Annotated in this window: 16 protein-coding genes; 9 read left to right on the forward strand and 7 right to left on the reverse strand. The window is 46.6% G+C overall.

All coding sequences use genetic code 11. From position 1 onward, the window contains the following. Positions 1-15 precede the first annotated feature (15 nt). Together AC1RJL_RS16575 and AC1RJL_RS16580 are read left to right on the forward strand one after the other, a co-directional pair. Positions 16-435, forward strand: coding sequence for an HIT family protein (locus AC1RJL_RS16575; RefSeq protein ID WP_492916027.1), 420 nt, complete (start codon positions 16-18; stop codon positions 433-435). Positions 436-478: 43 nt separating this feature from the next. Further along, positions 479-1,186: a hypothetical protein gene (locus AC1RJL_RS16580; protein ID WP_492916029.1), complete on the forward strand. Its 708-nt coding sequence runs from the start codon at positions 479-481 to the stop codon at positions 1,184-1,186. A gap of 62 nt (positions 1,187-1,248) precedes the next feature. Here the strand turns inward: AC1RJL_RS16580 and AC1RJL_RS16585 are convergent, their stop codons facing one another. The 3 genes from AC1RJL_RS16585 to pabB all read right to left on the reverse strand — a co-directional run bounded on the left by AC1RJL_RS16585 (position 1,249) and on the right by pabB (position 5,601). Further along, positions 1,249-3,303, reverse strand: coding sequence for a M13 family metallopeptidase (locus tag AC1RJL_RS16585; protein ID WP_492916031.1), 2,055 nt, complete (start codon positions 3,301-3,303; stop codon positions 1,249-1,251). A gap of 72 nt (positions 3,304-3,375) precedes the next feature. Continuing rightward, positions 3,376-4,128, reverse strand: a complete 753-nt coding sequence (locus AC1RJL_RS16590; RefSeq protein WP_492916033.1) for a dienelactone hydrolase family protein — start codon at positions 4,126-4,128, stop codon at positions 3,376-3,378. Positions 4,129-4,173: 45 nt separating this feature from the next. After that, positions 4,174-5,601 (reverse strand): aminodeoxychorismate synthase component I, encoded by a 1,428-nt coding sequence (gene pabB / locus AC1RJL_RS16595; RefSeq protein ID WP_492916035.1) that lies wholly within the window; start codon positions 5,599-5,601, stop codon positions 4,174-4,176. Between the two features lie 138 nt (positions 5,602-5,739). On the opposite strand from pabB, the gene AC1RJL_RS16600 reads away from it, so the two are divergent. The 6 genes from AC1RJL_RS16600 to AC1RJL_RS16625 all read left to right on the forward strand — a co-directional run bounded on the left by AC1RJL_RS16600 (position 5,740) and on the right by AC1RJL_RS16625 (position 13,373). Beyond that, positions 5,740-6,369, forward strand: a complete 630-nt coding sequence (locus tag AC1RJL_RS16600; protein WP_492916037.1) for a DUF4230 domain-containing protein — start codon at positions 5,740-5,742, stop codon at positions 6,367-6,369. A gap of 9 nt (positions 6,370-6,378) precedes the next feature. After that, the gene (locus AC1RJL_RS16605) at positions 6,379-9,198 is read left to right on the forward strand and encodes a DUF2339 domain-containing protein (protein ID WP_492916039.1); all 2,820 of its coding nucleotides are present in this window, start codon (positions 6,379-6,381) and stop codon (positions 9,196-9,198) included. 66 nt (positions 9,199-9,264) lie between these two features. Continuing rightward, positions 9,265-10,683, forward strand: coding sequence for a DUF3999 family protein (locus AC1RJL_RS16610; RefSeq protein WP_492916041.1), 1,419 nt, complete (start codon positions 9,265-9,267; stop codon positions 10,681-10,683). A gap of 81 nt (positions 10,684-10,764) precedes the next feature. Next, the gene (locus AC1RJL_RS16615; RefSeq protein WP_492916043.1) at positions 10,765-11,517 is read left to right on the forward strand and encodes a ribonuclease H1 domain-containing protein; all 753 of its coding nucleotides are present in this window, start codon (positions 10,765-10,767) and stop codon (positions 11,515-11,517) included. A 14-nt stretch (positions 11,518-11,531) separates the two neighbouring features. Further along, on the forward strand, positions 11,532-12,422 hold the full coding sequence (locus AC1RJL_RS16620; RefSeq protein WP_492916045.1) for a hypothetical protein: 891 nt from the start codon (positions 11,532-11,534) through the stop codon (positions 12,420-12,422). 117 nt (positions 12,423-12,539) lie between these two features. Then, positions 12,540-13,373 (forward strand): 3-keto-disaccharide hydrolase, encoded by an 834-nt coding sequence (locus tag AC1RJL_RS16625; protein WP_492916047.1) that lies wholly within the window; start codon positions 12,540-12,542, stop codon positions 13,371-13,373. A gap of 76 nt (positions 13,374-13,449) precedes the next feature. Here AC1RJL_RS16625 and metE read toward each other — a convergent pair whose 3' ends face one another. After that, positions 13,450-15,738 carry a 5-methyltetrahydropteroyltriglutamate--homocysteine S-methyltransferase gene (gene metE, locus AC1RJL_RS16630; RefSeq protein WP_492916049.1) on the reverse strand — a complete coding sequence of 763 codons (2,289 nt, stop codon included), beginning with the start codon at positions 15,736-15,738 and terminating at the stop codon, positions 13,450-13,452. Between the two features lie 127 nt (positions 15,739-15,865). Between metE and AC1RJL_RS16635 the strand changes: the two genes are divergently transcribed. Then, entirely contained in the window at positions 15,866-16,765 is a 900-nt protein-coding gene (locus AC1RJL_RS16635; protein ID WP_492916051.1) for a LysR family transcriptional regulator, read from the forward strand. A 32-nt stretch (positions 16,766-16,797) separates the two neighbouring features. Here the strand turns inward: AC1RJL_RS16635 and AC1RJL_RS16640 are convergent, their stop codons facing one another. The 3 genes from AC1RJL_RS16640 to AC1RJL_RS16650 all read right to left on the reverse strand — a co-directional run bounded on the left by AC1RJL_RS16640 (position 16,798) and on the right by AC1RJL_RS16650 (position 23,344). After that, positions 16,798-20,286 carry a HEAT repeat domain-containing protein gene (locus tag AC1RJL_RS16640; protein ID WP_492916053.1) on the reverse strand — a complete coding sequence of 1,163 codons (3,489 nt, stop codon included), beginning with the start codon at positions 20,284-20,286 and terminating at the stop codon, positions 16,798-16,800. A gap of 183 nt (positions 20,287-20,469) precedes the next feature. Beyond that, on the reverse strand, positions 20,470-21,822 hold the full coding sequence (locus AC1RJL_RS16645) for a multicopper oxidase family protein (RefSeq protein WP_492916055.1): 1,353 nt from the start codon (positions 21,820-21,822) through the stop codon (positions 20,470-20,472). Continuing rightward, complete coding sequence (locus tag AC1RJL_RS16650) at positions 21,815-23,344, reverse strand: TolC family protein (RefSeq protein ID WP_492916057.1); 1,530 nt, start codon at positions 23,342-23,344, stop codon at positions 21,815-21,817. The genes AC1RJL_RS16645 and AC1RJL_RS16650 overlap by 8 nt, the downstream gene beginning before the upstream one ends. Positions 23,345-23,418 lie beyond the last annotated feature (74 nt).

Consider the following 23,418-nt stretch of genomic DNA (forward strand, 5'->3'; position numbering starts at 1 on the left):
GATGAGGAAAATCTGATGGCAAGCGTGTTTACTTTGATTATGGAAGGAAAGATTCCCGGTAATTTTGTGTGGAAGGATGATAAAGCTATTGCGATCCTGACGATTCAGCCTATTCGCCAAGGCCATGTGCTAGTGATCCCACGCGAAGAGATTGACCATTGGAGCGACTTGCCGCTGGATCTTGCTGCCCACTTGATGCAGGTTAGCCATAAAATCGCCAATGCCCTTAAAGTGGCTTATCCCGCAACCCGTGTTGGTTTTATGATCGCTGGTCTTGAAGTACCTCATACACACATTCATTTGGTGCCGATGGACTCCATGGCTGATCTCAGTTTTGACTTTGCGAAAAATGCCGATGGTGAAATATTGAAGCAAACGGCGGAAAAAATTCGCGCTGTACTTCAGGATCAGGGCTTCACCGAGGCCAAGGTCTAATTTTCCTGGGCGCCTGTATTAATGGCGCCCAGGAATTACTGCTATGAATCTGCTTATCTCACCAAACCCACTGCTGTTTTGGCTAACTGTCTGCATCAGTACCCCTATTTTATTATTGGCTCTTCGCCATGCGCCCTGGAAGCAGGTTTTGGTCAACCAATCCCGCCAGCATGCCTTGTTCGCAACGATTCTCTCACTCGCGCTTTTATGGTTATTGCAGGTGTCGGTGCGCGATACTTTGGCAATCCATCCACTATTGATGACCGTAACCACAATGGTATTTGGTTGGAGTCTTGCGATTCTTATCGGGGCTGTGGCGTTGGTTGCATTAGAGATCTATCAGGTACCACTTCACGCCATCACGCTGGATTGGGATGTCGCTGTAGCCCAATTCAACCTCGCTACGTTTCCGGTCGATTTTTGTTTAAGTGTGGCTGTGCCAGTAGGCTGGGCATGGTGTGTGCTTTGGTTGGTGGATCGCTGGACATTTAAAAATCCGTTCACCTACTTTTGGGGAGTAGGTTTTTTTGGTGCGATGGTAAGTTGTTTGTGGTTGGGCCTCGCCGCGTTGTTATTGTTTGCAGTCACTGGCAGTGAAGTCCAACTTACCACCACTCTGGAACATTTTATTGTGTTCGTATTGATGACCTTCCCGGAGGGATTTGTGAACGGCCTTATCGCTACCGTGATGACGGTACTCTATCCCGATATGGTGAAAACCTACCGTGATGATTGGTATTTGAAAGATTAACGCCAGGTAGGGAACTCTGAACCGGCTCAATCACACAAGCCGGTTCAAGCCAATTAATCGACCTACCAGATTTTCACTCTTACCTTCTCATCGCGATACATTCCATCGCCGGGTTTTACATCGTAGGCCCGGTAAAACTCCGGCATATTCGACAAGGGACCCAGCACGCGATACATTCCAGGTGAATGTGGGCCAGTGATAACTTGTCGCCGCAGGGCTTCATCGCGATATTTGATTCGCCACACCTGCGCCCAGCCCATAAAAAAGCGTTGATCTGCTGTAAACCCATCGATAGTTTTTCCTGATTTGCCTGACAGGGAATTGGTATAGGCTTTATGCGCGAGCGTGACGCCGCCGAGGTCGGCAATATTTTCACCCAGCCCTAATGCACCCTGTAAATGTAAATCGTCGATCGGTTTAAAGGCATTGTATTGATCGACCATCAATTGCGCGCGAGATTTAAATTGAATTGAGTCTTGCTCAGTCCACCAGTCATGCAAATTGCCATCGCCGTCAGAATGGCGACCTTGATCGTCGAAACCATGGGTGAATTCGTGGCCAATAACTGCGCCGATTGCGCCATAATTTACCGCATCGTCAGCGTCTACATTAAAGAAGGGTGGTTGCAAAATAGCGGCAGGAAAAACAATTTCGTTCATAGTCGAGCTGTAATACGCATTTACTGTTTGCGGTGTCATGCCCCACTCAGTGCGATCAACCGGTTTACCCAGTTGTCCGATAACGCGCTGGTATTCGCAGTTGCTGGCGCTGCGCAGGTTACCGATTAAATCATCCGCATTGATATTGACACAGCTGTAGTCTTGCCATTTGTCGGGATAGCCAATTTTAGTGTTGAACTTCGCGAGTTTTATTTTCGCTTGTTGTTTTGTGGCAGGACTCATCCATGTTAATTCATCAATTGACTGATCAAATGCAACGCGCAAGTTTTGGATCATCTTGTCCATTCGCGCTTTGGCTTCAGGTTTAAAATGCTGCTCTACATATTTTTTGCCGACGATAAAGCCAAGGTTGCTATCAGTCACAGTTGCAGCGCGTTTTTCCCGGGTCCGTTGCTCTTGCACGCCATTTAGTGTCTTACCGTAAAAATCAAAATTTGCATCGACAAAGGCACTGCTTAAATAAGATGCATTGCTATTGATGAGATGAAACTTGAGATATTGTTTCCACTGTGTAAGGGGCGTTTGAGCTTGCAGTTTTGCAAAGGCGGTGAAGTAGGTCGGCTGACGTACAACTAGCTCTGTAATGCCACCAAGATCTGCCGCCGTTAAAAAGGCTTTCCAATCAAAACCGGGCGCGAGTTTATTCAGTTCATTTAAATTCAACTTATTGTAGGTCGCATTTCTATCACGATTTTGTACGCGGCTCCAATGTATTTGCGCAATTTTTTTCTCCAGCGCAATGATATCAGCTGCCACCTTATCCGCATTTACTAAACCGGCAAGTGTCCATAGCTTGGAAATATAGGCTTGATATTTGGCTAACAGCTCGACCGAGCGTGCATCGTCTTTCAGATAGTAATCGCGATCAGGCAAGCCGATGCCAGCTTGGTTTGCGCCAGTAATATATTGATCCGATTTCTTTTGGTCCTGGCCTACATACAGCTCAATTGGAGAGGCGACGATATAACGCTGCCAGTCACCCCATAAAACACTCAGATCTTTATGGGTTTTGATATTATCAATTCGTGCCAGCTCGGAAGTTAGTGGTGTTAAGCCTTTTTCCTCGGCGCGCTGCTCGTCAAGAAAAGATTGAAAAAGATCGGCAATTTTCTGTTCATCAGAAGCCTTTATCTGTGTTGTTGCCGCCAGTTCTTTTATCAGTGCCAGCACTTGCTTTTCGGCGTTTTCATTCAGCGCATCAAAACTTCCCCAGCGCGCTTTGTCAGCGGGAATTTGTGTATTGTCGATCCACTTGCCGTTCACATAGCGGAAAAAATCCTGTTGCGGTTTGACGGAGGTGTCCATACTGGCAAGCTCAATTCCGGAGCCGAGCATCAGTGTTCCGCTGGTGTTCTTTTTGGAACCCGGGTTATTGGAGCAAGAAGCCGCACTGAACGCTAAGGCAATTCCTAATCCCACTACTATCAATTTTTTCATTGCAATTTCCTGATTGATTCTTTCGTGTTAGTGACAGACTTTCTGTAGCACCAATAGTTCGACTGACGCCTATTAATAAAGCGCGCGCTTAAACATTCCGATTGCAGTTTGGTAGCCCCACAATTGCAATTCTGCATCGTAGCGATCACCTTCATCGCGCATAAACGCATGTACTCCATTCACTTCATGCCAGGTAAAGTTCACGCCTTTGGTAACCAGATTTGCATACACCTTGGCGCGGCCTTCTGGTGGAATATGCGGATCTTGTTTGCCCCAGATCATCTGTAATTCGCCTTTGATTTCGCCAGTGCGGGTCAAACTTTCGTTGCCTGGATTTGACGGGGTTAAGCCCGAGTGAATATCGGTTGCGTAAAAGCAGCTGGTGGCTGAAATAGCCGGATTTATTGCGGCACGATATGCCAGTCCACCACCCAGGCAAAAGCCCATTGCGCCGATTTTCCCGGAGTAATAGGTGAGTGTTTGTGCATAATCAATCATTGCCAGAGTATCGGTATCGTGCGCTTCAAGTGTTTTGGCGACTTTATCGGCATTGCCTTTATCGCGGCCGGCATCGTCGTAACCGAGAACGGTGCCGATAGGATTTAGCTCATGGAATACTTCCGGCACAATCACAATAAAACCATGTCCCGCCATAATTTGTGCGCTGCGGCGAATAGGTGAAGTTTGTTGGAAAATTTCGGAGTAGAGAATAATCGCGGGGAATTTTTTGCCGGCCGTTTCAGCCGTATCTTTGGGGTGGTATATGTAACAACGCATAATTCCGGTCGGGGTCTGCAGATCGACTTCATGGTTCTGAATCAGCATTATTTTCTCCTCTGAATGAGCTTTTGATTAGATGTGCGTGTTTGGTTAGCGTTTAAATTTTTGCTCGAGCGTGTCCATTAACACTTTTACTTTTGCAATCGATTCGCGGTATTCCTGTTCGATTTCCGAGTCCGCGACTATTCCGCCGCCACCCCAACAGTGAATTTTGTTGCCGTCGCAAACCAGTGTGCGAATGGCAATGCTGGTATCCATCTGTCCGTCGGCACTAATGTAACCAAGACTGCCGCAATAGAGTGAACGGCGGGTTGGCTCCAATTCTTCGATGATTTCCATCGCACGGATTTTAGGCGCCCCGGTAATGCTGCCGCCAGGGAATGCGTCACGCAACACATCGATGGCAGTCGCCTCGCTTTTCAATTCGCCCGTTACTGTGCTTACCAAATGATGCACATTAGCGAATGTCTGTAACTCGCAAAGCGCCGGTACACGGACATTATTGCAATGCTTGCTTAAATCATTGCGCAATAAATCCACAATCATTACATTCTCGGCGCGATTCTTCTGGCTGGTTAGCAACCATTGTGCGTTTTCCGCATCTTCCGCCGGGTTTATGCCGCGTTTGATCGTGCCTTTGATTGGCTTGGTTTCAACTTGTTTACCATTGGCCTGAATAAACCGCTCAGGTGACAAACTCAGGATTGCTCCACCTTCCAACTGCATAAAACCGGAGAAAGGCGAGGGAAGTGCATCGCGTAATGCCAGATATGCAGTAAAGGAATCTCCACTGAATTCTGTACTGAAACGCTGGGCAAAATTGACTTGGTAGCAATCACCTGCGTAGATGTAATCCTCGATTTTTGCCAATGCCGCTTGATACTGACTTACATTAATATTGCTCTCAAACCTATTGATTTTAAATGAATTTTCATCACTCTTGATGTTTGACTTTACGTCGTGGAACGCTTGAGTTTTCGACTTGTCAGTACAAAGTTGCTCGATTTCAAAAAAGTTATAAGCGCCACCAAGGCTTTCGCTCAAGGTACTGTTAATCGCCAACCAGGCTTTTTGGTCGCGGTGATCCAGCACAATCGCCCAGGTGTAGATGCCAACGCACATATCCGGCAGGGCGATATCATCACGGGCAATACAGGGAAGTTTTTCCAGGCGGCGACCAAGATCGTAGCCAAAATAACCGAGTGCGCCTCCGCTAAAGGGAAGTTCTCCAGTGCCTTTATTTGCAGGCAGCAGTTGTTTTAGCAGAAAAAAGGGATCGAGCGGGGAATCTTCTTTCCGCCCATCATGGTAGCGAATCGATGTAGTCGATCCCTGCGTCTCCAGCAGGCATTGCGGCGCAGCACTAATAATATCGAAGCGACCATAGCTGCTACCGGGATGGCCTGAATCCAGCCAGATTGCGTTGGGTAAGTGACGCACAGCGACAAACCAGTTGCTGGAATCCGGCTGGTAAACAAGTGGAATAATGCGGGGTTTGTCAGCATTAGAATCAGGCATGGAGTCTCGTCGGGCAGGGCCTTTACGGGGGCTCTATTCTACCTCATCAACTATGGCCTGCGGCAAATAGACTTTGATGCCAAGCCCGTTTAAGCTGGCCGACGTTTGTTTTAACCCGATCTGGTTAAGGATTCTCCAATGGATGCTCTCGTTTTTATACTTGCGATGATCCTGGGTGGCGTTGCTACCTGGCAGATATTCAAGTGGTATCACAGCAAAAAATTACAGGCTCCCAAGCATGATACGGCCGTTGAATCGCATATTTTGTTGGAGCGTATCGAGAGAGTATTCAAGATCGTTTTGGCCGAAGGTTATTTCACTGAGATTTATGATCACAATGAAAAACGGGATTTTTTCGGCCTTTTCAAAACCCATAGCAAGGCATTGGTGGTTGCCAAAGCGAAAGTATCAGTGGGTTTCGATTTCTCCAAAATGCGTTTTCGCCGCGATCATACCAATCGCACATTGGTGATCGAACATTTTGCCGATCCAGAAATTATTTCCATCGACACCGATTACAGGTTTTACGACATCAATCAAGGCATTCTCAATAAATTTGATAACGATGATTACACAGCAATTCTCGCTGAAGCCAAAAAATTGATGCAAGAAAAAGCGCAGGCAAGTGAGCTACCGGAGATCGCACAAAAACAAGTGCAGTTTATGATGCAACAGCTCTGTGCTTCAGTAGGATGGCAACTGGAGCACGAGAAGGTATTGGAACCGCTTAAGACTGTTCAGGTCATTACTGGTGAACATAATAAATAAGGAATTTATATGGCGTTGGTTATTATTTTTACCCTTGTCGGTATGGGGCTCGGGGAAGCCGTGTTTTATAACAATGGCTGGATTATCGGTGGTGCGCTCGGTTTTTTAATCACCAAAATTTTCCAAATGACCAGCACAATAAAGCGGCTTGAACGCGATGTGCATGTGCTGCAGCAACAAGCACAGCAACAACTTAAAATAACAGCACAAGAATCTGTACCGGTTAAGCAGACGCCGGCGACATCTGCTGCTGAACCAGCACATATAAAAATTCCATTGGCAGAGCGCTTAAAAGCCCACGGCATTGAATTGCCGCCGGAAGCGGCGTTTGTTGAGCAACCAAAAGCACCTTTGGATTTACCGATAGGCGATGCTGGGCTCGAAGCGCTGGCGATGGAATCTGCGCAACCGCAAGTGCAACCTCAGCCAGCAGCGACACAATACAAGCCTCAAACAGTTCTTCCCGCAGGACCTGCAATACCTAATCCGATTGAAAAATTCCTTGCCTATGTCCATCGCTTCTTTACTGAAGGCAATCCGATTGTGCGCATCGGCATGGTGGTAATGTTTTTTGGTTTGAGCTTCCTCATTAAATATGCTTCCAATCAAGGTATGTTGCCGATTGAATTGCGCATGGCTGCGGTAGCAGCAGTGGCGATCACCTTGATCGGGTTAGGTTGGAAAACCCGCGCGAAAGAGGGTGGTTACGGTTTGGTACTCCAGGGGGGCGGAATTGCCGCTTTATATCTCACGGTATTTGCCGCCGCAAAAATGTATTCACTTATGCCGACCGGTGCTGCATTTGGTTTGATGTTTGTGATCGTAATACTCGGTGCGGCGTTGGCGATTCTGCAAAATGCACAGGTACTTGCCTTGATGGCAACTGCGGGTGGTTTTCTCACTCCCATTCTTACCTCGGATGGTTCCGGTAATCATGTAGGTCTATTCAGTTTTTATCTGTTACTTAATATCGGCATTCTTGCAATTGCCTGGTTTAAAACCTGGCGATTACTGAATTGGGTCGGTTTTGTCTTTACGTTTGTAATTACTTCCACGTGGGGCGTACTTAAGTACGAGCCGCAGTTATATGCCAGCACACAACCATTTTTGCTCGCATTCTTTGCGCTCTACTTAATTGTATCGGTGTTATTTTCGCTTAAGCAGCCACCCAATTTGAAAGGTCTGGTAGATGGCAGTTTGGTATTTGGGTTGCCTGTTGTCGGTTTCGGATTGCAAACCGCATTGTTGAAACACACCGAATATGGTCTGGCGATCAGTGCGTTAATTCTTGCGATAATTTATATCGCACTAGCGCGTGTATTATGGGCTAAATACCAACACACTCATCGTGTGCTGATTGAATCTTTTATTGCGCTTGGGGTTACCTTTGCCACTCTCACGATTCCGCTTGCGTTGGATGCGCAATGGACTTCTGCAACATGGGCCCTGGAAGCAACCGGGTTGATATGGGTGGGCTTGCGACAACAGCGGTTACTGCCAAGGTTTGCCGGTTATTTATTGCATATCGCCGCGGCTCTTTCTTTAATTATTAAGGGCGTAAATGCAGGAGACACGCCGATTATCAGCGGCGATTTTATTGGCTTGCTTATGCTGGCTGCTACCACTTTGTGTATTTCCTATCTGCTAACTCGTCACCTCGAACACACCAGCCGCTTTGAAAAACCACTACAGCAATTCACATTAGTCATTGGTTGGCTATGGTGGTTAGCTGCAGGGTATAACGAGATTCAGGGACATATTCCCGGGGAGCAACATTTCCCATCGTTGATCCTGTTTTTCGCACTGTCTATCGTTGCAGTGTTATTGCCAGGTTTAAAAATCCAATGGCCGCAATTGACACGCTTGGGTTTTTGGTTATTGCCGCTCACATCACTAGTGGCAATGCGCAATTTCGGCGAATCACTTTTTATCGGCTACGATGCCTATCCATCGCAAGGTTGGGGGCTATTGGCATTGCTCGCGTTTGTGCTGGTGCAATACCGATTCCTCTGGCGCCAACATGAAAGTAGTTCGTGCAGTTTGCTGAGTGTGTTCCATATATTAACGGCATGGTTTTTATTTAGTCTGGTTTACTGGGAAGCGAGTTATTGGCAACGCGAATTGGAATGGTATGGCACTAGCGCAGCAGTTTTGTGGTTTGTATGCCTTGTTGTTCCATTGATTGCACTCTTGAATCTTGTCAATAAGTCTATTTGGCCGCTTGCCCAGTATCAGGCTGATTATAAAAATCTAATCCCCGCACCGCTGATTTTCTTTTTACTGCTCTGGTTTATTTATGCCTGTCGCTATTCTGGAATTACAGATCAATTTTATTTACCCATTCTGAATCCGTTGGATCTTGCGCAAGCAGCAGTGCTATTGATTTTTGCCTATGTGATTAAACGTGGTTTCATCGGTGCGGATAAAATGCCGGTGGAGTTACGCTATGGTGCGATGGGCGCATTGGGTTTTGTGTGGATTAATGTAGTCTTACTGCGTGCGATCCACCATTACACCGGAGTGGCTTACATTCCTCAGATCCTGTGGGATTCTGTAGTCGTGCAAATGGCGCTGTCTATTCTTTGGACGATTTGTGCGCTTATTGTTATGAATCTTTCCCGTCGATTACAAAATCGCAGTTTATGGATGTTAGGAGCTGCGCTTCTCGGATTGGTATTGGTAAAACTATTCACCAAAGACCTTATGGGTACAGGTACGCTCGCGCGTATTGCGTCGTTTATGGCGGTAGGCGGTTTGATGCTGTTGATTGGCTATTTATCACCAATTCCAGCCAAGGCGAAACTGGCAGAAGAAGAGAGTGTCCAATAGGCGTCGCTTTTCTGGTCAGCGAGAACTGTCTGCGAGTGTTTAAGAATGTTACGAGGTAAATATCGAATGAAATGCGTAAATAAATATCTTTCTGTTGGTGGTTTGTTATTGAGCTTGGGTACATGGGCGAATGCAGATGTTATCCCTGTCTATCAAATAAAAGATGCAGCAGAAACTTATCTACAAACTACTATCACCCACGATATTTATCGTTATTCATCCAGCATCCAATTAAACGATGTTGTAGTTACCGATAAAGAGGGTAACAAATTACCGTATCGCATTACCCCACCGAGCACACAAACCAGTGAACAATCCCATCAGAAAAGCGTACGATTTTTTCCGGTTGCTGTAGGTGTGCCACCGGAGATAATTTTGGCATTGAGTAGCGCATCTATTCGTTTGGATGACAACGGAATCTCAGTAAGCGCCGAAAAAACTATCAACACCGAATTGCAAGAGCAAACTGCACCCATTGATTTTTATGTGGTAGACCTGAGCGAATTAAGAGAGCGTGCCGATAAACTGATTGTGAATTGGCAAGTAAATGAAACCAACCAGTATCTGGAAGTGCAGGTGAGTGGTACTAATGATCTCACTAATTGGGCGTCTCTTGCCCAAGGTACATTAGCGCAACTTCAGAAAGACGGTGAGCGGCTTACCAGCAATAAAATCACACTTAATGTCGCAGAAAAACAATATGCTTATCTGCGCTTGAAATTTACTCGTGGTGGCGAAAAGCTGGAATTGACCGACGTGCATGTCGAAAACACCGATAAAATCCCCAATGTACCTGCAGCAGATATATGGAGCGTAAATGGTGAACTTGCAGATGAACAGGACTCCGCATTGCGCTCTGCTGATCTCAAAAACACTCCCGTGGCCGCATGGGAATTTACCCGTGAAGATATAGCTCCGCTCAATGGTGTCAGTTTGAATCTTGGCACGACAGCTTACGGCGATAGCATAAAAGTATTTTCACGTTCCAGTGAGAAGAAATCCTGGCAATTAGTCCATCAGGGAATTTGGTTTAATGCACAAGTAGGCAATGAGTGGCGGCACAGCAATCCAATAAGCCTCCAGAGTGCTAGCGAAGTTTATTGGCGGGTTGAGTTTAGCGAGCAAGTTCGTAAAACCTTGAAGCCAATGCTGGTATTCCATCGTCAGCCACAACACCTGCAATTTATCGCCAACAACGCGGCACCTTACAATATTGCGATAGATAGTCAGGCTGCTCCTGATAGCCAGCAAAATAATCTCCAAATCTTTTCTCAATTACTGAGTAATAAAGAAGCCAAATGGGTGCAAGTAAAATTTGAGGAACTGAATCCATCCATCAGCTCCTTCGCTCGCCATGCAGCCATCTTCAGCTGGAAAACAATTCTCTTCTGGATTGTATTACTCACAGCAGTTGGCGCTTTGGTATTTGTAGCGGTTAGATTGGTTGGGCAGATGAAAGAAACCAAGCAAGGTGGGGAGCTTTAAACCACTTTATATTTATGTAATTTATGGCGGTAATGCTTTGTCATGTTGCCTTATTAATCAGAAATTAACCAAGAGTTACCAATGGCTTCAAAATTTTATGTGGTATGGGCAGGGCGTGAGACGGGGATTTTTACAGACTGGGCTACTTGTAAAAAGCAGGTAGACGGATTTGTGGGTGCGCGTTACAAATCATTTTTAACTCGGGAAGAAGCCGAAGCCGCTTTTGGAAATGCCAAACCAACAGCGGGCAGTGGACGAGCTGTACCAAGTGGTACCAAGATCAAAACCTACAATGCCGCAGAAGTAAATTCATTACCTGTCGATGTAAAAATATTTACGGACGGTGGCTGCGAACCCAACCCTGGAGAGGCTGGTTCTGGTTTGTCGGTTTATCGCGATAATAAACTGGCTGAGCTCTGGTACGGTTTGTACAACCCAATGGGAACGAACAATACTGCTGAGTTAAATGCATTGCATCAAGGGTTGTTGTTGGCAAAAGACGAAATTACCAAGAATAAAACTGCGGCGGTTTTTTCTGACTCCCAGTATTCCATCCAATGCGTCACTTTGTGGGCAATTGGTTGGGAAAAAGCAGGATGGAAAAAGAAGGGCGGGGAGATTAAAAATCTGGAGCTGATCAAAGAAATTTATTCACTGCATCAGGTTCTGAAAGAGAAAGTACAAGTTTTGCATGTAAATGGTCACGTTGGTGTGCAAGGCAATGAGCTTGCAGACCGCATGTCTATCCTGGCTATCCAAACTCGCGAAACTGATTTTGCGCTTTATCGAGAACCGCTCGATATTGTGGCGATTTTGGCTACGCGTGCTGGTTGAGTAAAGTTATAACAATGAATCTTAAAAGCATCCTTAAAAATTCCAACAGTCAATTAGCATTGATTGTTGGCAACGGTATCAATCGCTATAACAGCGATGGTAATCTCAATTCATGGGATGCGATGTTGCTGGATTTATGGATAAAGCATACCGATGATGATCCAAAAGATATTCCGCTCGGAATATCACTCACCGAATTTTACGACGCGCTTGATTTAAGCAGTAAATTCAAAACCAAAAACCTGCAAAAAGAATTCTGTAATTTTCTGGTCGGCTGGAATGCGAAGCCGCATCATCATGCGATAGTCCAGTGGGCCAAACGGCGCAATGCTCCATTATTAACAACGAATTTCGATGAAACCCTAGCGGATTGTGCCGGTTTGAAATTGCATCATAACAATGCAGTGAGTTTTACCGATTTTTATCCGTGGGCAAGTTATTTTGCAGAAAGTGAAATCGAAAATATCGAGCGGGAGTTTGCGATCTGGCACATTAACGGAATCAAGCGTTACTCGCGCAGTATCCGGTTGGGATTGAGCCACTATATGGGATCGGTTGAGCGGGCGAGGGCGCTGATTCATAAAGGTGGTACCAAACGTTTATTTTCTGACAAAAACAATGGAGAGTGGAATGGTTGCAATACCTGGCTGCATATTGTGTTCAATAATGATTTGTTATTCGTCGGACTTGGATTGGATACATCAGAAATTTTCTTGCGTTGGTTATTGATCGAGCGAGCCAAATATTTCAAGGCATTTCCCAAGCGCGCTCGGCAAGCCTTTTATGTTCATGCCGGATGTGAACTGTCTTCAGGTCAAACAATTTTTTTGAAGAGTGTCGGATGCCAAATCATAAGGGAGCCACATTATGAGGTTCTTTATGGTGATAGTTGGTCAAGTATTTGACCCTGCGCAGGTGTTGATCTGCATTCCGGGCGAGTATGTTTTTGTAAAGGCCCTCCCGTTTATCTGATAATTCGGTTAAATTCAGTGGCACAACACTAATAACCAGGATGATCTGATATGACCAGGCTTTTTTCTGCTAAAGCTTTATTTGCCGCCCTCGTATTTAATACCATTTGCCAACCTCTATCTGCCGCAACTAATCCTGACAAGGAGGAGTGGGTCGAGTTGTTTAATGGCAAGGACCTGAGTAATTGGACGATTAAAATCCGTGGTTATCCGCTGGGTGAAAATGCATTTAATACCTTTCGAGTTAAAAATGGCATCATGCAGGCCCGCTATGACCACTACAGTAATTTTGATAATCGCTTTGGGCATATTTTTTCCAATGCCGGGGCGTTTTCATATTACAAAATTCAAGTGGAATATCGTTTTGTCGGCGACCAGGTGAAAGGTGGTCCGGCGTGGGCATATCGCAATAACGGGATTATGTATCACACCCAGGATCCAAAAAGTATGACGGTTGAGCAAGATTTTCCCGGTAGCATGGAGTATCAATTATTAGGCGGTAACGGCAAAGATCCTCGTACCACTGGCAACCTTTGTACTCCCGGCACCCATGTTGTATTCAACGGCAAATTTACCGAGGACCATATTATTAATTCGAGCAGTGATACCTTTCACGGCGACCAGTGGGTTACTGCCGAGTTGATCGTACATGGCAGCGAAAAAGCCGAGCACTTTATTAATGGCAAAAAAGTTTTGGAATATACGGATTTGCAGTGGGATGATCGCACACCTAACGGCAAAGGGTTTATCGCCCTGCAAGCAGAGAGCCATCCAACTGATTTTCGCAAGGTTCGGATATTAAATCTGGAGGGCTGTATGGATAAAAAGGCCAGGAATTACAAAAGTTATTTTGTAAAAGATAATCCAAAAACCTGTAAGCACTAATTCAATTTTTAAAAAGCAAAAACCGCTATCAATAACCATTTCTGATTATTGATAGCGGTTTTTTTTATTGCCTTAATTAGCTTGCAGCGCGCAGTTTCTTAGCAGCTGACACCATGTTGGTGAGCGCAGGAATTACTTCATTCCATTGACGGGTTTTCAAACCGCAATCCGGGTTTACCCATAAACGTGCAGCCGGGATACGCTCAGCAGCCTTCAGCATAAGCTGCACCATGTGCCCTTCCGTTGGAATGTTTGGCGAGTGAATATCGTAAACACCCGGGCCAATCCCGTTGGGATAATTGAAGTTATCAAATGCATCCAGCAATTCCATATCGGAACGTGATGTTTCGATAGTGATAACGTCGGCATCCATATCGGCGATGGATTTGATGATGTCGTTGAACTCGGAATAGCACATGTGGGTATGAATTTGCGTTTCGTCTTCCACACCGTTCGCCGTAATGCGAAAAGATTCAACCGCCCAATCCAGATACTCTTGCCATTGGGCTTTACGCAGCGGTAAACCTTCACGTAATGCGGCTTCGTCGATCTGGATTACTTTCACGCCCGCCTTTTCCAAGTCCAACACTTCTTCGCGAATCGCCAGTGCCAATTGATAGCAAGATACTGAACGCGGTTGATCGTCGCGAACAAAAGACCAGTTCAGCATTGTCACCGGACCAGTCAACATACCTTTCATTGGTTTGTCGGTAAGCGATTGTGCGTATTGAGTCCACTCAACCGTCATCGCTTTCGGACGGCTGATATCACCGACCAGGATTGGCGGCTTCACGCAACGTGAACCGTAGGATTGCACCCAACCAAATTGGCTGAACGCATAACCGTCGAGTTGTTCGCCGAAATATTCCACCATGTCATTGCGCTCGGCTTCGCCGTGTACAAATACATCCAGTTCCAATTCAGTTTGTTCTTTTACGCTGCGCGCAATTTCTGCACGCATTGCATCTTTGTAAGCAGCTTCGTTTATCTCGCCTGCTTTAAATTGGCTACGCGCTTGACGAATTTCTGCCGTTTGCGGGAAGGAGCCAATGGTAGTAGTTGGGTAAGCTGGCAATCTCAACAATGCCGCTTGTTTTGCCGCGCGTACTGCATAAGCGCTTTTGCGTTGTCCCAATTGTGCAGTCAATTGTGCGATCGCCGCTTTAACAGCCGGATTATTAACGCGTGGAGAATTACGGCGCGCTTCGATAGCGGCTTTATTTTCTGCCAGCTCATTTTTTACTGCATCGCGACCTTGCTTCAACGCAACGGATAAAATTTTCAGCTCGCCAAGTTTTTGTAACGCGTAGGCCAACCAGGATTTAATATCGGCATCCAGTTTTTGCTCGCTCGCCAAATCAACCGGTACGTGCAGCAATGAACAGGATGGTGCAACCCATAAGCGGTCTCCCAGTTTTGCAGCAATGGGTTCCAACCAATCCAATACACTGTTCAGATCAGCTTTCCAGATATTGCGGCCGTTAATTACGCCGAGTGATGCCACGCTGGTTGCAGGCAATTTTGCAATTAATAACTCGACTTCATTGCGCGCATTAATCGCATCCAAATGCACGCCTTGTATAGGTAAGCTTGTAACCAACTCAAGATTATCTTGCAGTTGACCGAAGTAAGTCGCGAGCAACAATTTTACGTTGCCGGTGTTCAATGCGGCGTACGCCGTTTTGAATGCACCTTTCCAATCATTATCTAACTCGGTGACAAGAATTGGCTCATCGATTTGAATCCACTCAACACCTTGGGCTGCCAATGTGTTCAACAACTCTACGTAAACCGGCAACAAGCCAGCGAGCAACGCAAGCTTGTCTGAATCATCTTTTGCTTTACCAATCGCAAGGTAAGTGATCGGGCCAACAATGACCGGCTTGGCTTTTACGCCTTGTGCTTTGGCTTCAGCCAGGTGCTCTAACAAGCGGCTTGGGTCCAATTTGAATTGGGTGCCTGCGGTAAATTCAGGAACGATGTAGTGATAGTTGGTATCGAACCACTTGGTCATTTCACCGGCAGCAACACCGCCGCAGCACGGTGTATGCTCTTCATTTTGTGCAGAGCGACCGCGCGCAACACGGAAGTAATTGTCGAGTACATCACCATGAAAACCTTGTACGCGCTCGGGTAAGTTGCCCAGGGTGAAGCTGGTGTCCAGCACTTGGTCGTAGAAAGAGAAATCGCCTACCGGTACCAGATCCAAATCTGCCTGATTTGCCCAGTGATGCTTGCGTAATTCTGCACCTAGCGCTTTCAGTTCATCGCGTGATGAGAGGCCTTTCCAATAGGATTCTTGTGCGAATTTCAGTTCGCGCTTAGCGCCGATACGGGGAAAACCCAGATTATGAAAAAGTGCCATAGCATGCCTCTCTTTAGCTGATGTGCAAAAGTTGGAAGCATACTAGGCTTGTCGAAACATGATTAAAAATGGTATTTTTTCAGAAATAGATTAGTTTTGTTCATGTGAAACATTCCCGGAGCACAAAATGTTGGAACGAATCCATTTGACGGTAGTGCGGGAGGTCGAGCGGCAGGGCTCATTAACGGCGGCGGCGAGTGTGCTGTGCCTGACCCAATCGGCATTGAGCCACACAATCAAAAAATTGGAACAAAACCTGGGTACGGATATCTGGCTGCGTGAAGGGCGCAGCTTAAAACTCACCCAGGCAGGGCAATATCTTCTCGCCGTTGCAAACCGTGTGTTGCCGCAGTTGGATTATGCCGAGGAACGTATACGCCAATATGCTGAGGGCGAGCGCGGCACTTTGAGGATCGGGATGGAGTGCCACCCCTGTTACCAATGGCTGCTTAAATTGGTTTCGCCGTTTTTATCAGCTTGGCCGGATGTGGATGTCGACGTAAAGCAAAAATTCCAGTTCGGCGGATTAGGGGCATTGTTTGGTTATGAAATTGATCTCTTGGTAACACCAGATCCACTCTACAAACCGGGTTTACATTACAAGCCGGTATTTGATTATGAGCAGGTACTTGTTGTGAACAGCGTTCACCCGCTCGCGAAAGTTAATTATGTAGAACCGCCACAATTAAGTGGCGAAGTACTGATCACTTATCCGGTAACGATTGAACGATTGGATATTTACAATCAATTTTTATCACCTGCCGGCATTAACCCGAAACGCCACAAACCGATTGAAACTACCGACATCATGATGCAAATGGTGGCGAGCGGTCGCGGTGTTACCGCGCTACCGCGCTGGTTGGTAGAAGAATATGCAAGCAAATTGGATGTAGTGCCATTGCGTTTAGGTAAACAAGGCATCCACAAAAATATTTTCCTGGGCATTCGCGAAGCGGATATGAATATTGATTATCTGCGTGCGTTTGTCGATTTGGCTAGCCAATTTCATGCGTCTAACAACCAGTAGAATAGTTTTTTTATCCAGGCAATGTGGTGTTACTAATGTCCTTCATTTACCTCTTCTTTCAAAGTCGCCAGATAAGCCACCAAATCGCGCAGTTCTTCTTTGGTTAATGCTAAACCCATCGGGGGCATTGGGGAAATTCCACCGGTTTCGATAGCGGCAACATCAGCGCGTTTAATTTCATGTTTCTTATCAGCAGCCGTAATCGTCATGGTGGTTTTGGTTTCTGCATCAAAAGAACCTTCGATCCGCTCACCATTGTTTAACACCGCTGTAATCCGACCAAAACCGGGAGCGATGCGTGCAGCAGGTGCAACCAAAGCCTCCAGCATTTGCTCGCGGGTAATGCGTTGGGCAATAGTGGTTAATTCAGGTCCAACACGATTGCCACGTGTTCCTACCATATGACAGCGAACACATTGGGTTGAATTACTGTAGCGGAACAGGGCAACTCCTTTTTCTGCATCGCCACCGTAAATAGTTTCGCGGTAAACATCGAGTGGATTGTTTTGGTCTTTCTTGCCTTCATAAATCGCAAGCTGCTCTTTCAGTGCAGGTGAACCGATTTTTTCAGCAGCGGTAATAAGCTCCAGTTGAACTTCTGGCGCAACTTTTCCTTCAATAAGTAACGCCATTTGTTCGCCGAATACGGCTTCTGCTTCAGGTGCTTTCACATTGGCAAGTGAGAGCATTGCTGCTTGTTGTTCACCGGTGGTGCCGCTCTTTAACAACAGCGCATGCATATCCACTACTTGTTGTACGGGCAGATTTAATTCCGGTACCATTGCCAACGCTTCCATACGCACGGCCTGGTTTTTATCGTTGAGTGCAGAGAATACCAGATCGCCCATATTGGCAGGGTTAAACTTTTTGAGTGTATGCAATGCCGCAATGCGCACCGATGGAGCTGAATTTTGTGTGAGCATTGTGATCAATTGCTTGTTAGCACTTTGGATATTTAATTCACCGAGCGCCCGCACCGTTGCTTCACGTACGCTCGCGTCTTTATCGCTAAGCAACTTCGGGTAACCGCTAGTAATTGCTGCAATGGCTTCTGCTTGTGGATGCGTTAATGGGCCGCGATACATGCCTGTTACACGGTCATAATTAGATGAGTTTCCCCAAACAGCGACCGCATTGATAGCTTCAGAGCGTAATGCACCGGGAATATTATTTTGCTGGGCAAATTGAATCAGGCGATTGGCGTTCTCCACAGTATTACCACCAGCATAAACGTTTGCGTTAATTGCGCGACGCAGTAACGGTTCGTTGGTAAAGCGAGGTTTGTCGAGTAGTTGTGCGAGCGCAGGCAATGCATCGGTTACCAACGCATCATCATTAATTGCACGTGCAGCGTTGGTAACAACAAATTCGCTTTTATCATTTAAGAATAAAGCGAGGGCAGGGCTTTCCAATTGCTTTAGTGCGACTACTGCAGCAATGCGCACGGCTTCAGAGGGATGAGTGGATAATTTCCCCAATGCATCCTGATTGCCAATGCGGCCGAGTGCAATCGCGCCAGCATGACGCAGGTAAACATCTTGTTCATTGTTAGCCGCCAGCATAGCAACCAGTGGTGCAATGGCTTCTTCAGCACCTATACGTCCCAACGCTTGCGCACTGTAAAGTTGTACGCGCGGATGTTTGTCGGCCAGCAATGGCAGTAATTTGCCAGTAGCTTCTTTTGTCCGGGCATCACCCAATACTTTTGCTGCTTGCGCACGAATTTCAGGATCGGCATCTTGCAGCAAATTAATTAATACCGCATGTTCAACCGGATTTTTACGCAAGATCTGTCCCAAGCCCCAGATAGCGTGGATACGCGCTAATTGATTGCCTGAGGAAACGGCTGAATTTTGCAGCGGTTTTATTTGCTGATTGTCTACCAATGCAAATTGCGCTTTTTGGCGTACACGCATGTCAGCATGGCTTAACAACACAACTAATTTTTCGGTGGATTCCTTGCGTAAATCGCTACCGAGCAGCACTTGGGTTTCCTTACGAATTGGATTGCCGGCAGTATCAGGTGTATCCAATTTCCATACGCGCCCTTTTTGTTTCAGTCCCCAGCCTTCAATCCAGTCACTCATATAAAGTGCACCGTCAGGGCCAAAATCCAAACCGGTTGCAAGCACACCGCGGAAAACATTTTTGTCACTTGCCAATTCAAAACTTGCGCCTTTGGGTTTAAGCGTAAATGCATTTACACCCGCGCGCGTTGCCGATCCAACAAATTCCACAACGAAGAAATGGTCTTTCCATTGATCATTAAACGCGGTACCGGGGTTGTACGTCATACCCGCTGGGCCGGAGTGATAGGGAGCAACCGGCGGCAATACGTGTGCGGCCTGGCCTTTGAATTGTGGCTTGTAATATTCCTCATCCATCCAGACTTTGTAGCTATTATTTTTAGGATCTTTGTATTTGCCCAACTGCCAGTTGATTCGCCAACCGGTATCAGAACCCTCGATCAAATGCACTATGCGTTCATATTCCCCAACGTGGTCGCCATCGTTATCCACGCTGATAAAATTGCCGAATTTATCAAATGAAAACTCATAAACATTGCGCGTACCTGCAGCAAAAACTTCAAAATCGCTGCCGTCTACTTCGCTGCGTACTACAACGCCTTGGTTGGGGTAATGCCATTTTTTGCCGGTGCTATCGACAATGCTGGTACCGATATCCCCCATGCTGTAATACATTTTTCCATCCGGGCCTAAAGTTGCGCCGGAAAGACCGTGGCCGCTAAAACCAATGTGCACTGCGTAACCATTCGCGAGCGATACTTTGGTATCCATAACACCGTCATTATTGGTGTCTTTCAAACTCCAAAAATCCGGTGCAACGTTAACGAATAGGGTATCGGTCTGATCGTTGTAAAACATACCGCCGATTACATCAGTGACTTCGCTGTTAAAATCTTCCACGACTGTCTGCGCAAAATCAGCTTTGCCGCTGCCCTGTGTATCTTCCAGTCGCACAACTTTTTCTTTTACCACAGCGAGATCGCGCCAGTCGTGACTGCCATCATTATTGCGATCGGGTATACGTTCATTCTGCGCACTTTTTTCCGGTGCGAGTTCGGTGTGTAAAAATTGGCGGCGATCTTCCACTGTCGAAAATGCTACCGACGGATGTTCCCAATCGGGATAAGCGCGAATGTCAAATTCAGAATTATTGCTGCGCTGGGTGATGCCTGCCCAAATGCGGCCTTTGCCATCCACATGGATTGCAACAGTATCGCCCAATAATTTTTCCGATGCCCAAAGCTCGCCTTTAATCCCCTCAGCCAACGTAAGCGGTACTTGTGGCTCAATTTCCTGCGCTGCCTGTTTAGCTTCTTCCGGTGTAATGCGGATAATGTCCAACGCTGTACTGTTTGACGCAGCACTCGCTTGCTGTGGATTTGCATCAGTTACCGTTGGTGTTTCTTTTGAACAACCGGCGATAACAATCAGCGTGCTGACAACGGGGATGAGCAGAACACGGGATAAAGGAATTCCAGGCGGGCATTTTTTCATGAATGGCTCACAGCTAATTATGGTTGTAGTCACTTTGGACAGTCTTATAGTCAGTCGGAATTATAGGGTGCTTGAGGCAAAGCGGCGCGTGAATTGACGAACGTGAACATTAATTAACACTTGATGAACCGATTACAGGCACCCGGATTAACGAAATGCCTGCAACTTGCATTGGTAAAAGAATTAAACGGGAATTCCATCCGGTACATGCGCTACTTTTTTCGCCTGTGTTCCCTCAGGTGGAGAATAAAAGCCGATGTCATCACCTAATTGATCGCGCACACGAATCATGGAAAACATGCCGCCCATTTCGAGTTTCCCATAGCGACCTTCACCCATCATCATCGGCAAGGTATTTTCCGGGCCGGGCATGTGGCCCATATCGACATGCACTTGATGTTCCGCCATTCCGTTTTCGCCCATTGCCATATATCCCGGCAGCACTTTGCTGATTGATTCAGGTTGTTTAGCGCCGATCATATTAGGTACGCCGTGCCCCATCGCATTCATGGTGTGGTGACTCATATGACAATGGAAAGCCCAATCGCCGGGAACCGCAATAAATTCCAGATCGCGTGTTTGGCCGACACCAACAATCTCGGTGACTTCTTTACGCCACTGCGATTCTGGCCAGCGCCCGCCATCGGAGCCGGTCAACTCAAATTGCACACCGTGTAAATGAATCGGGTGATTCCACATGGATAAATTGCCCACGCGAATTCTGATGCGTTCGCCCGTTTGCGCGACCATAGATTCAATGGCGGGAAATACTTTGCTATTCATCGTCCATAAATCGAATTCGCTCATCACACTGGGATCGGGTCGGTAAGTTCCGGGATGAACCGCCCAATTGTGCAGGAGTACAACGTAATCGCGATCAACTTTTGGAGTAACCGCCACTTTCGGATGAATGATAAACATGCCCATCATTCCCATCGCCATTTGCACCATTTCATCTGCATGCGGGTGATACATGTGCGTGCCGTGTTGTTCCAAGGTAAATTCGTATACAAATGTTTCGCCGGGTTTTATTGCCGGCTGCGTTAAACCGCTGACACCATCCATTCCCCAAGGCAATAAAATCCCGTGCCAGTGCATGCTGGTGTGCTCTGGTAATCTATTGGTAACGTAAATGCGCACGCGGTCGCCTTCAACGGCTTCAAGTGTCGGGCCGGGTGTACTGCCGTTATAGCCCCAGGCTTTTATTTTTGTTCCCGGTGCAAATTCATGTTCAATTTCCTCAGCAATCAAATGGAACTCTTTCACTCCCTCGTTAAGGCGATAGGAAAGTGTTCGGCAGTTAGGTGTAATTACCGGCGTGTAGCCTTGCGCTGTCGGTTCCGGTTTTTTAGTACTGACAGCCGGGATTTTTTTAGTGGTTTTCTCTGCCCTTTTTGCGATGGAGGAATGATTGTGATTGTCCTTCGGTGCAGCATTATGTTGATGCTCGGCATGGTTCTGCTGAGCCTGCATTGGCAAACTGGTAGCAACCAAACCGGCTGCACTGCCCAGTAAAAGGGTACGACGATTAATCATGGTGATGCTCCTCGTGTTCACCAGCCGTTTTTTCGGTTTGATGGTGTTGGTGATCAACTGATTTTTCATGGCTGCCATGGTTCATTTCCACATGGTTCATCCTGGAACGATCCATATCGGCATGATTCATTTTGCTGTGATCCTTATTGTGGTGAGTTGTCGTTTGATGATTAATTGTTTGTTGATCTGTTTTATCTAGCGGAATTGCCTGGCCAATCGCCAATTCCAGCTGCGTGCGGGCTTGCCAGTAAGCAGCCAGTTCATTGGTATAGTCGTGGGCCAGTTGAATTTCCTGACGTTTGATGTTGAGTAATTCAAATGGGCTGCCGAGCATAAAATTAACTTCGCGATTGGACAACGCTACGCGTTTTTCTGCGATCTGCAGGCTGGTGTGAATCAGTGCCAGTTGTTCACGGGCAGAATGTATTTGGTTGAGTGCCTGTGCGATTTCGAAGTCAGCATCCAGTAATAATTGCTGTAATTGCGCTTTCAGCTTTTCGTGCCGTGCATCAATCGTCGCAAGTTTTCCTTGATTGCGATTGAATATAGGCAGCGCAAATTCGATTTCTGGTCCCACATTCGTTTTTCCATCGAATTCACGCTCTGCATTTACACCGATACTCATATCGCGCCAGCCGTTTTCCTGCCGGATAAATGTACGGCGCTTGTCCATTTGGATTAATTGCTGCTGCAGGATTTTTATGTCCAGGCGATCCATGCTCGCTTGTGAAAATAAATCATCGTGGGCGAACTTCTCGGCAGGTAAAGCCGGCAATTGAGTTGGCAGGATGATTGACTTTTTTGAATCAAAGCCAATTAGATTGAGTAGATCAAGATATTTTTCCTGTGCTTTGCGCTCGCGCTTTTTTACCTGTTGCTGCACACGGCGCGCCTCATTGTCGTAATACAAAAAACTGTTTTCCGACATATTGCCCGCACGATAAAGGCTACTGGCAAGTTGCTGGCGGGCGAGGGTGGCCGCCAGCATTTGCTGCTGCACTTGCAAATGTTGTTGTGCAGCAACCGCGCCGTAGTAAGCCTTACCTGTTTTAACAATCAAGCTTTGTAACTGTTCTTGCAAACGTAATTGCACCGTCAGCAGATTGTCTTGCGCAAGCTGGCGACGCAATGGACGTGTGAATAATTCCAATAGCGGTTGGCTTAGCCCTGCATCCAATTGCCAGCGTCCGCCTTCTTCAGGCTTCAGCGCACCGAGCGAAAAATGTGGATTGCTGATTAATTCCGCCTGCAACTGTTGTGCATTGGCAATGCCCAGTTGCGACAAATCCAATCGTACCTGCGGTGACTGCGTTAATAGCATTTGCACGGCGGTGTCCAAATCGAGTGTTTTGGTTGAAAGTTCCGGCGCTTTCGCAGAGAGCTTGGCGTTCGGGTATCGTTCGCCAAGTTGATGCTCTAGCAATATCACCGAATTTTCAGGCGGTGTTGTGGTGCATGCGCTGAGTAACAAGCTCGCGCAAAGTAAAAAACTGCTGCGGGTGAGCAGGGTGGTGGTAATCATTTTTAAATCCTTAACTATTATCGCCAGCACATGGCAAGCGATTGATGTTAATAGTTGAATCAAATCGATAAAGA

The sequence above is a fragment of the Cellvibrio sp. GW822-FHT04B05 genome (genome assembly GCF_058800985.1).

What these genes read in the sequence shown, in the direction of transcription:
- AC1RJL_RS16615 (WP_492916043.1), top strand. Translation starts at nt 10,765, where the DNA reads ATGGCTTCAAAATTTTATGTGGTATGGGCAGGGCGTGAGACGGGGATT.
- AC1RJL_RS16600 (WP_492916037.1), top strand. Translation starts at nt 5,740, where the DNA reads ATGGATGCTCTCGTTTTTATACTTGCGATGATCCTGGGTGGCGTTGCT.
- AC1RJL_RS16645 (WP_492916055.1), bottom strand. Translation starts at nt 21,822, where the DNA reads ATGATTAATCGTCGTACCCTTTTACTGGGCAGTGCAGCCGGTTTGGTT.
- metE (WP_492916049.1), bottom strand. Translation starts at nt 15,738, where the DNA reads ATGGCACTTTTTCATAATCTGGGTTTTCCCCGTATCGGCGCTAAGCGC.
- AC1RJL_RS16610 (WP_492916041.1), top strand. Translation starts at nt 9,265, where the DNA reads ATGAAATGCGTAAATAAATATCTTTCTGTTGGTGGTTTGTTATTGAGC.
- AC1RJL_RS16640 (WP_492916053.1), bottom strand. Translation starts at nt 20,286, where the DNA reads ATGAAAAAATGCCCGCCTGGAATTCCTTTATCCCGTGTTCTGCTCATC.
- AC1RJL_RS16620 (WP_492916045.1), top strand. Translation starts at nt 11,532, where the DNA reads ATGAATCTTAAAAGCATCCTTAAAAATTCCAACAGTCAATTAGCATTG.
- AC1RJL_RS16590 (WP_492916033.1), bottom strand. Translation starts at nt 4,128, where the DNA reads ATGCTGATTCAGAACCATGAAGTCGATCTGCAGACCCCGACCGGAATT.
- AC1RJL_RS16580 (WP_492916029.1), top strand. Translation starts at nt 479, where the DNA reads ATGAATCTGCTTATCTCACCAAACCCACTGCTGTTTTGGCTAACTGTC.
- AC1RJL_RS16585 (WP_492916031.1), bottom strand. Translation starts at nt 3,303, where the DNA reads ATGAAAAAATTGATAGTAGTGGGATTAGGAATTGCCTTAGCGTTCAGT.
- AC1RJL_RS16625 (WP_492916047.1), top strand. Translation starts at nt 12,540, where the DNA reads ATGACCAGGCTTTTTTCTGCTAAAGCTTTATTTGCCGCCCTCGTATTT.
- AC1RJL_RS16575 (WP_492916027.1), top strand. Translation starts at nt 16, where the DNA reads ATGGCAAGCGTGTTTACTTTGATTATGGAAGGAAAGATTCCCGGTAAT.
- AC1RJL_RS16605 (WP_492916039.1), top strand. Translation starts at nt 6,379, where the DNA reads ATGGCGTTGGTTATTATTTTTACCCTTGTCGGTATGGGGCTCGGGGAA.
- pabB (WP_492916035.1), bottom strand. Translation starts at nt 5,601, where the DNA reads ATGCCTGATTCTAATGCTGACAAACCCCGCATTATTCCACTTGTTTAC.
- AC1RJL_RS16650 (WP_492916057.1), bottom strand. Translation starts at nt 23,344, where the DNA reads ATGATTACCACCACCCTGCTCACCCGCAGCAGTTTTTTACTTTGCGCG.
- AC1RJL_RS16635 (WP_492916051.1), top strand. Translation starts at nt 15,866, where the DNA reads ATGTTGGAACGAATCCATTTGACGGTAGTGCGGGAGGTCGAGCGGCAG.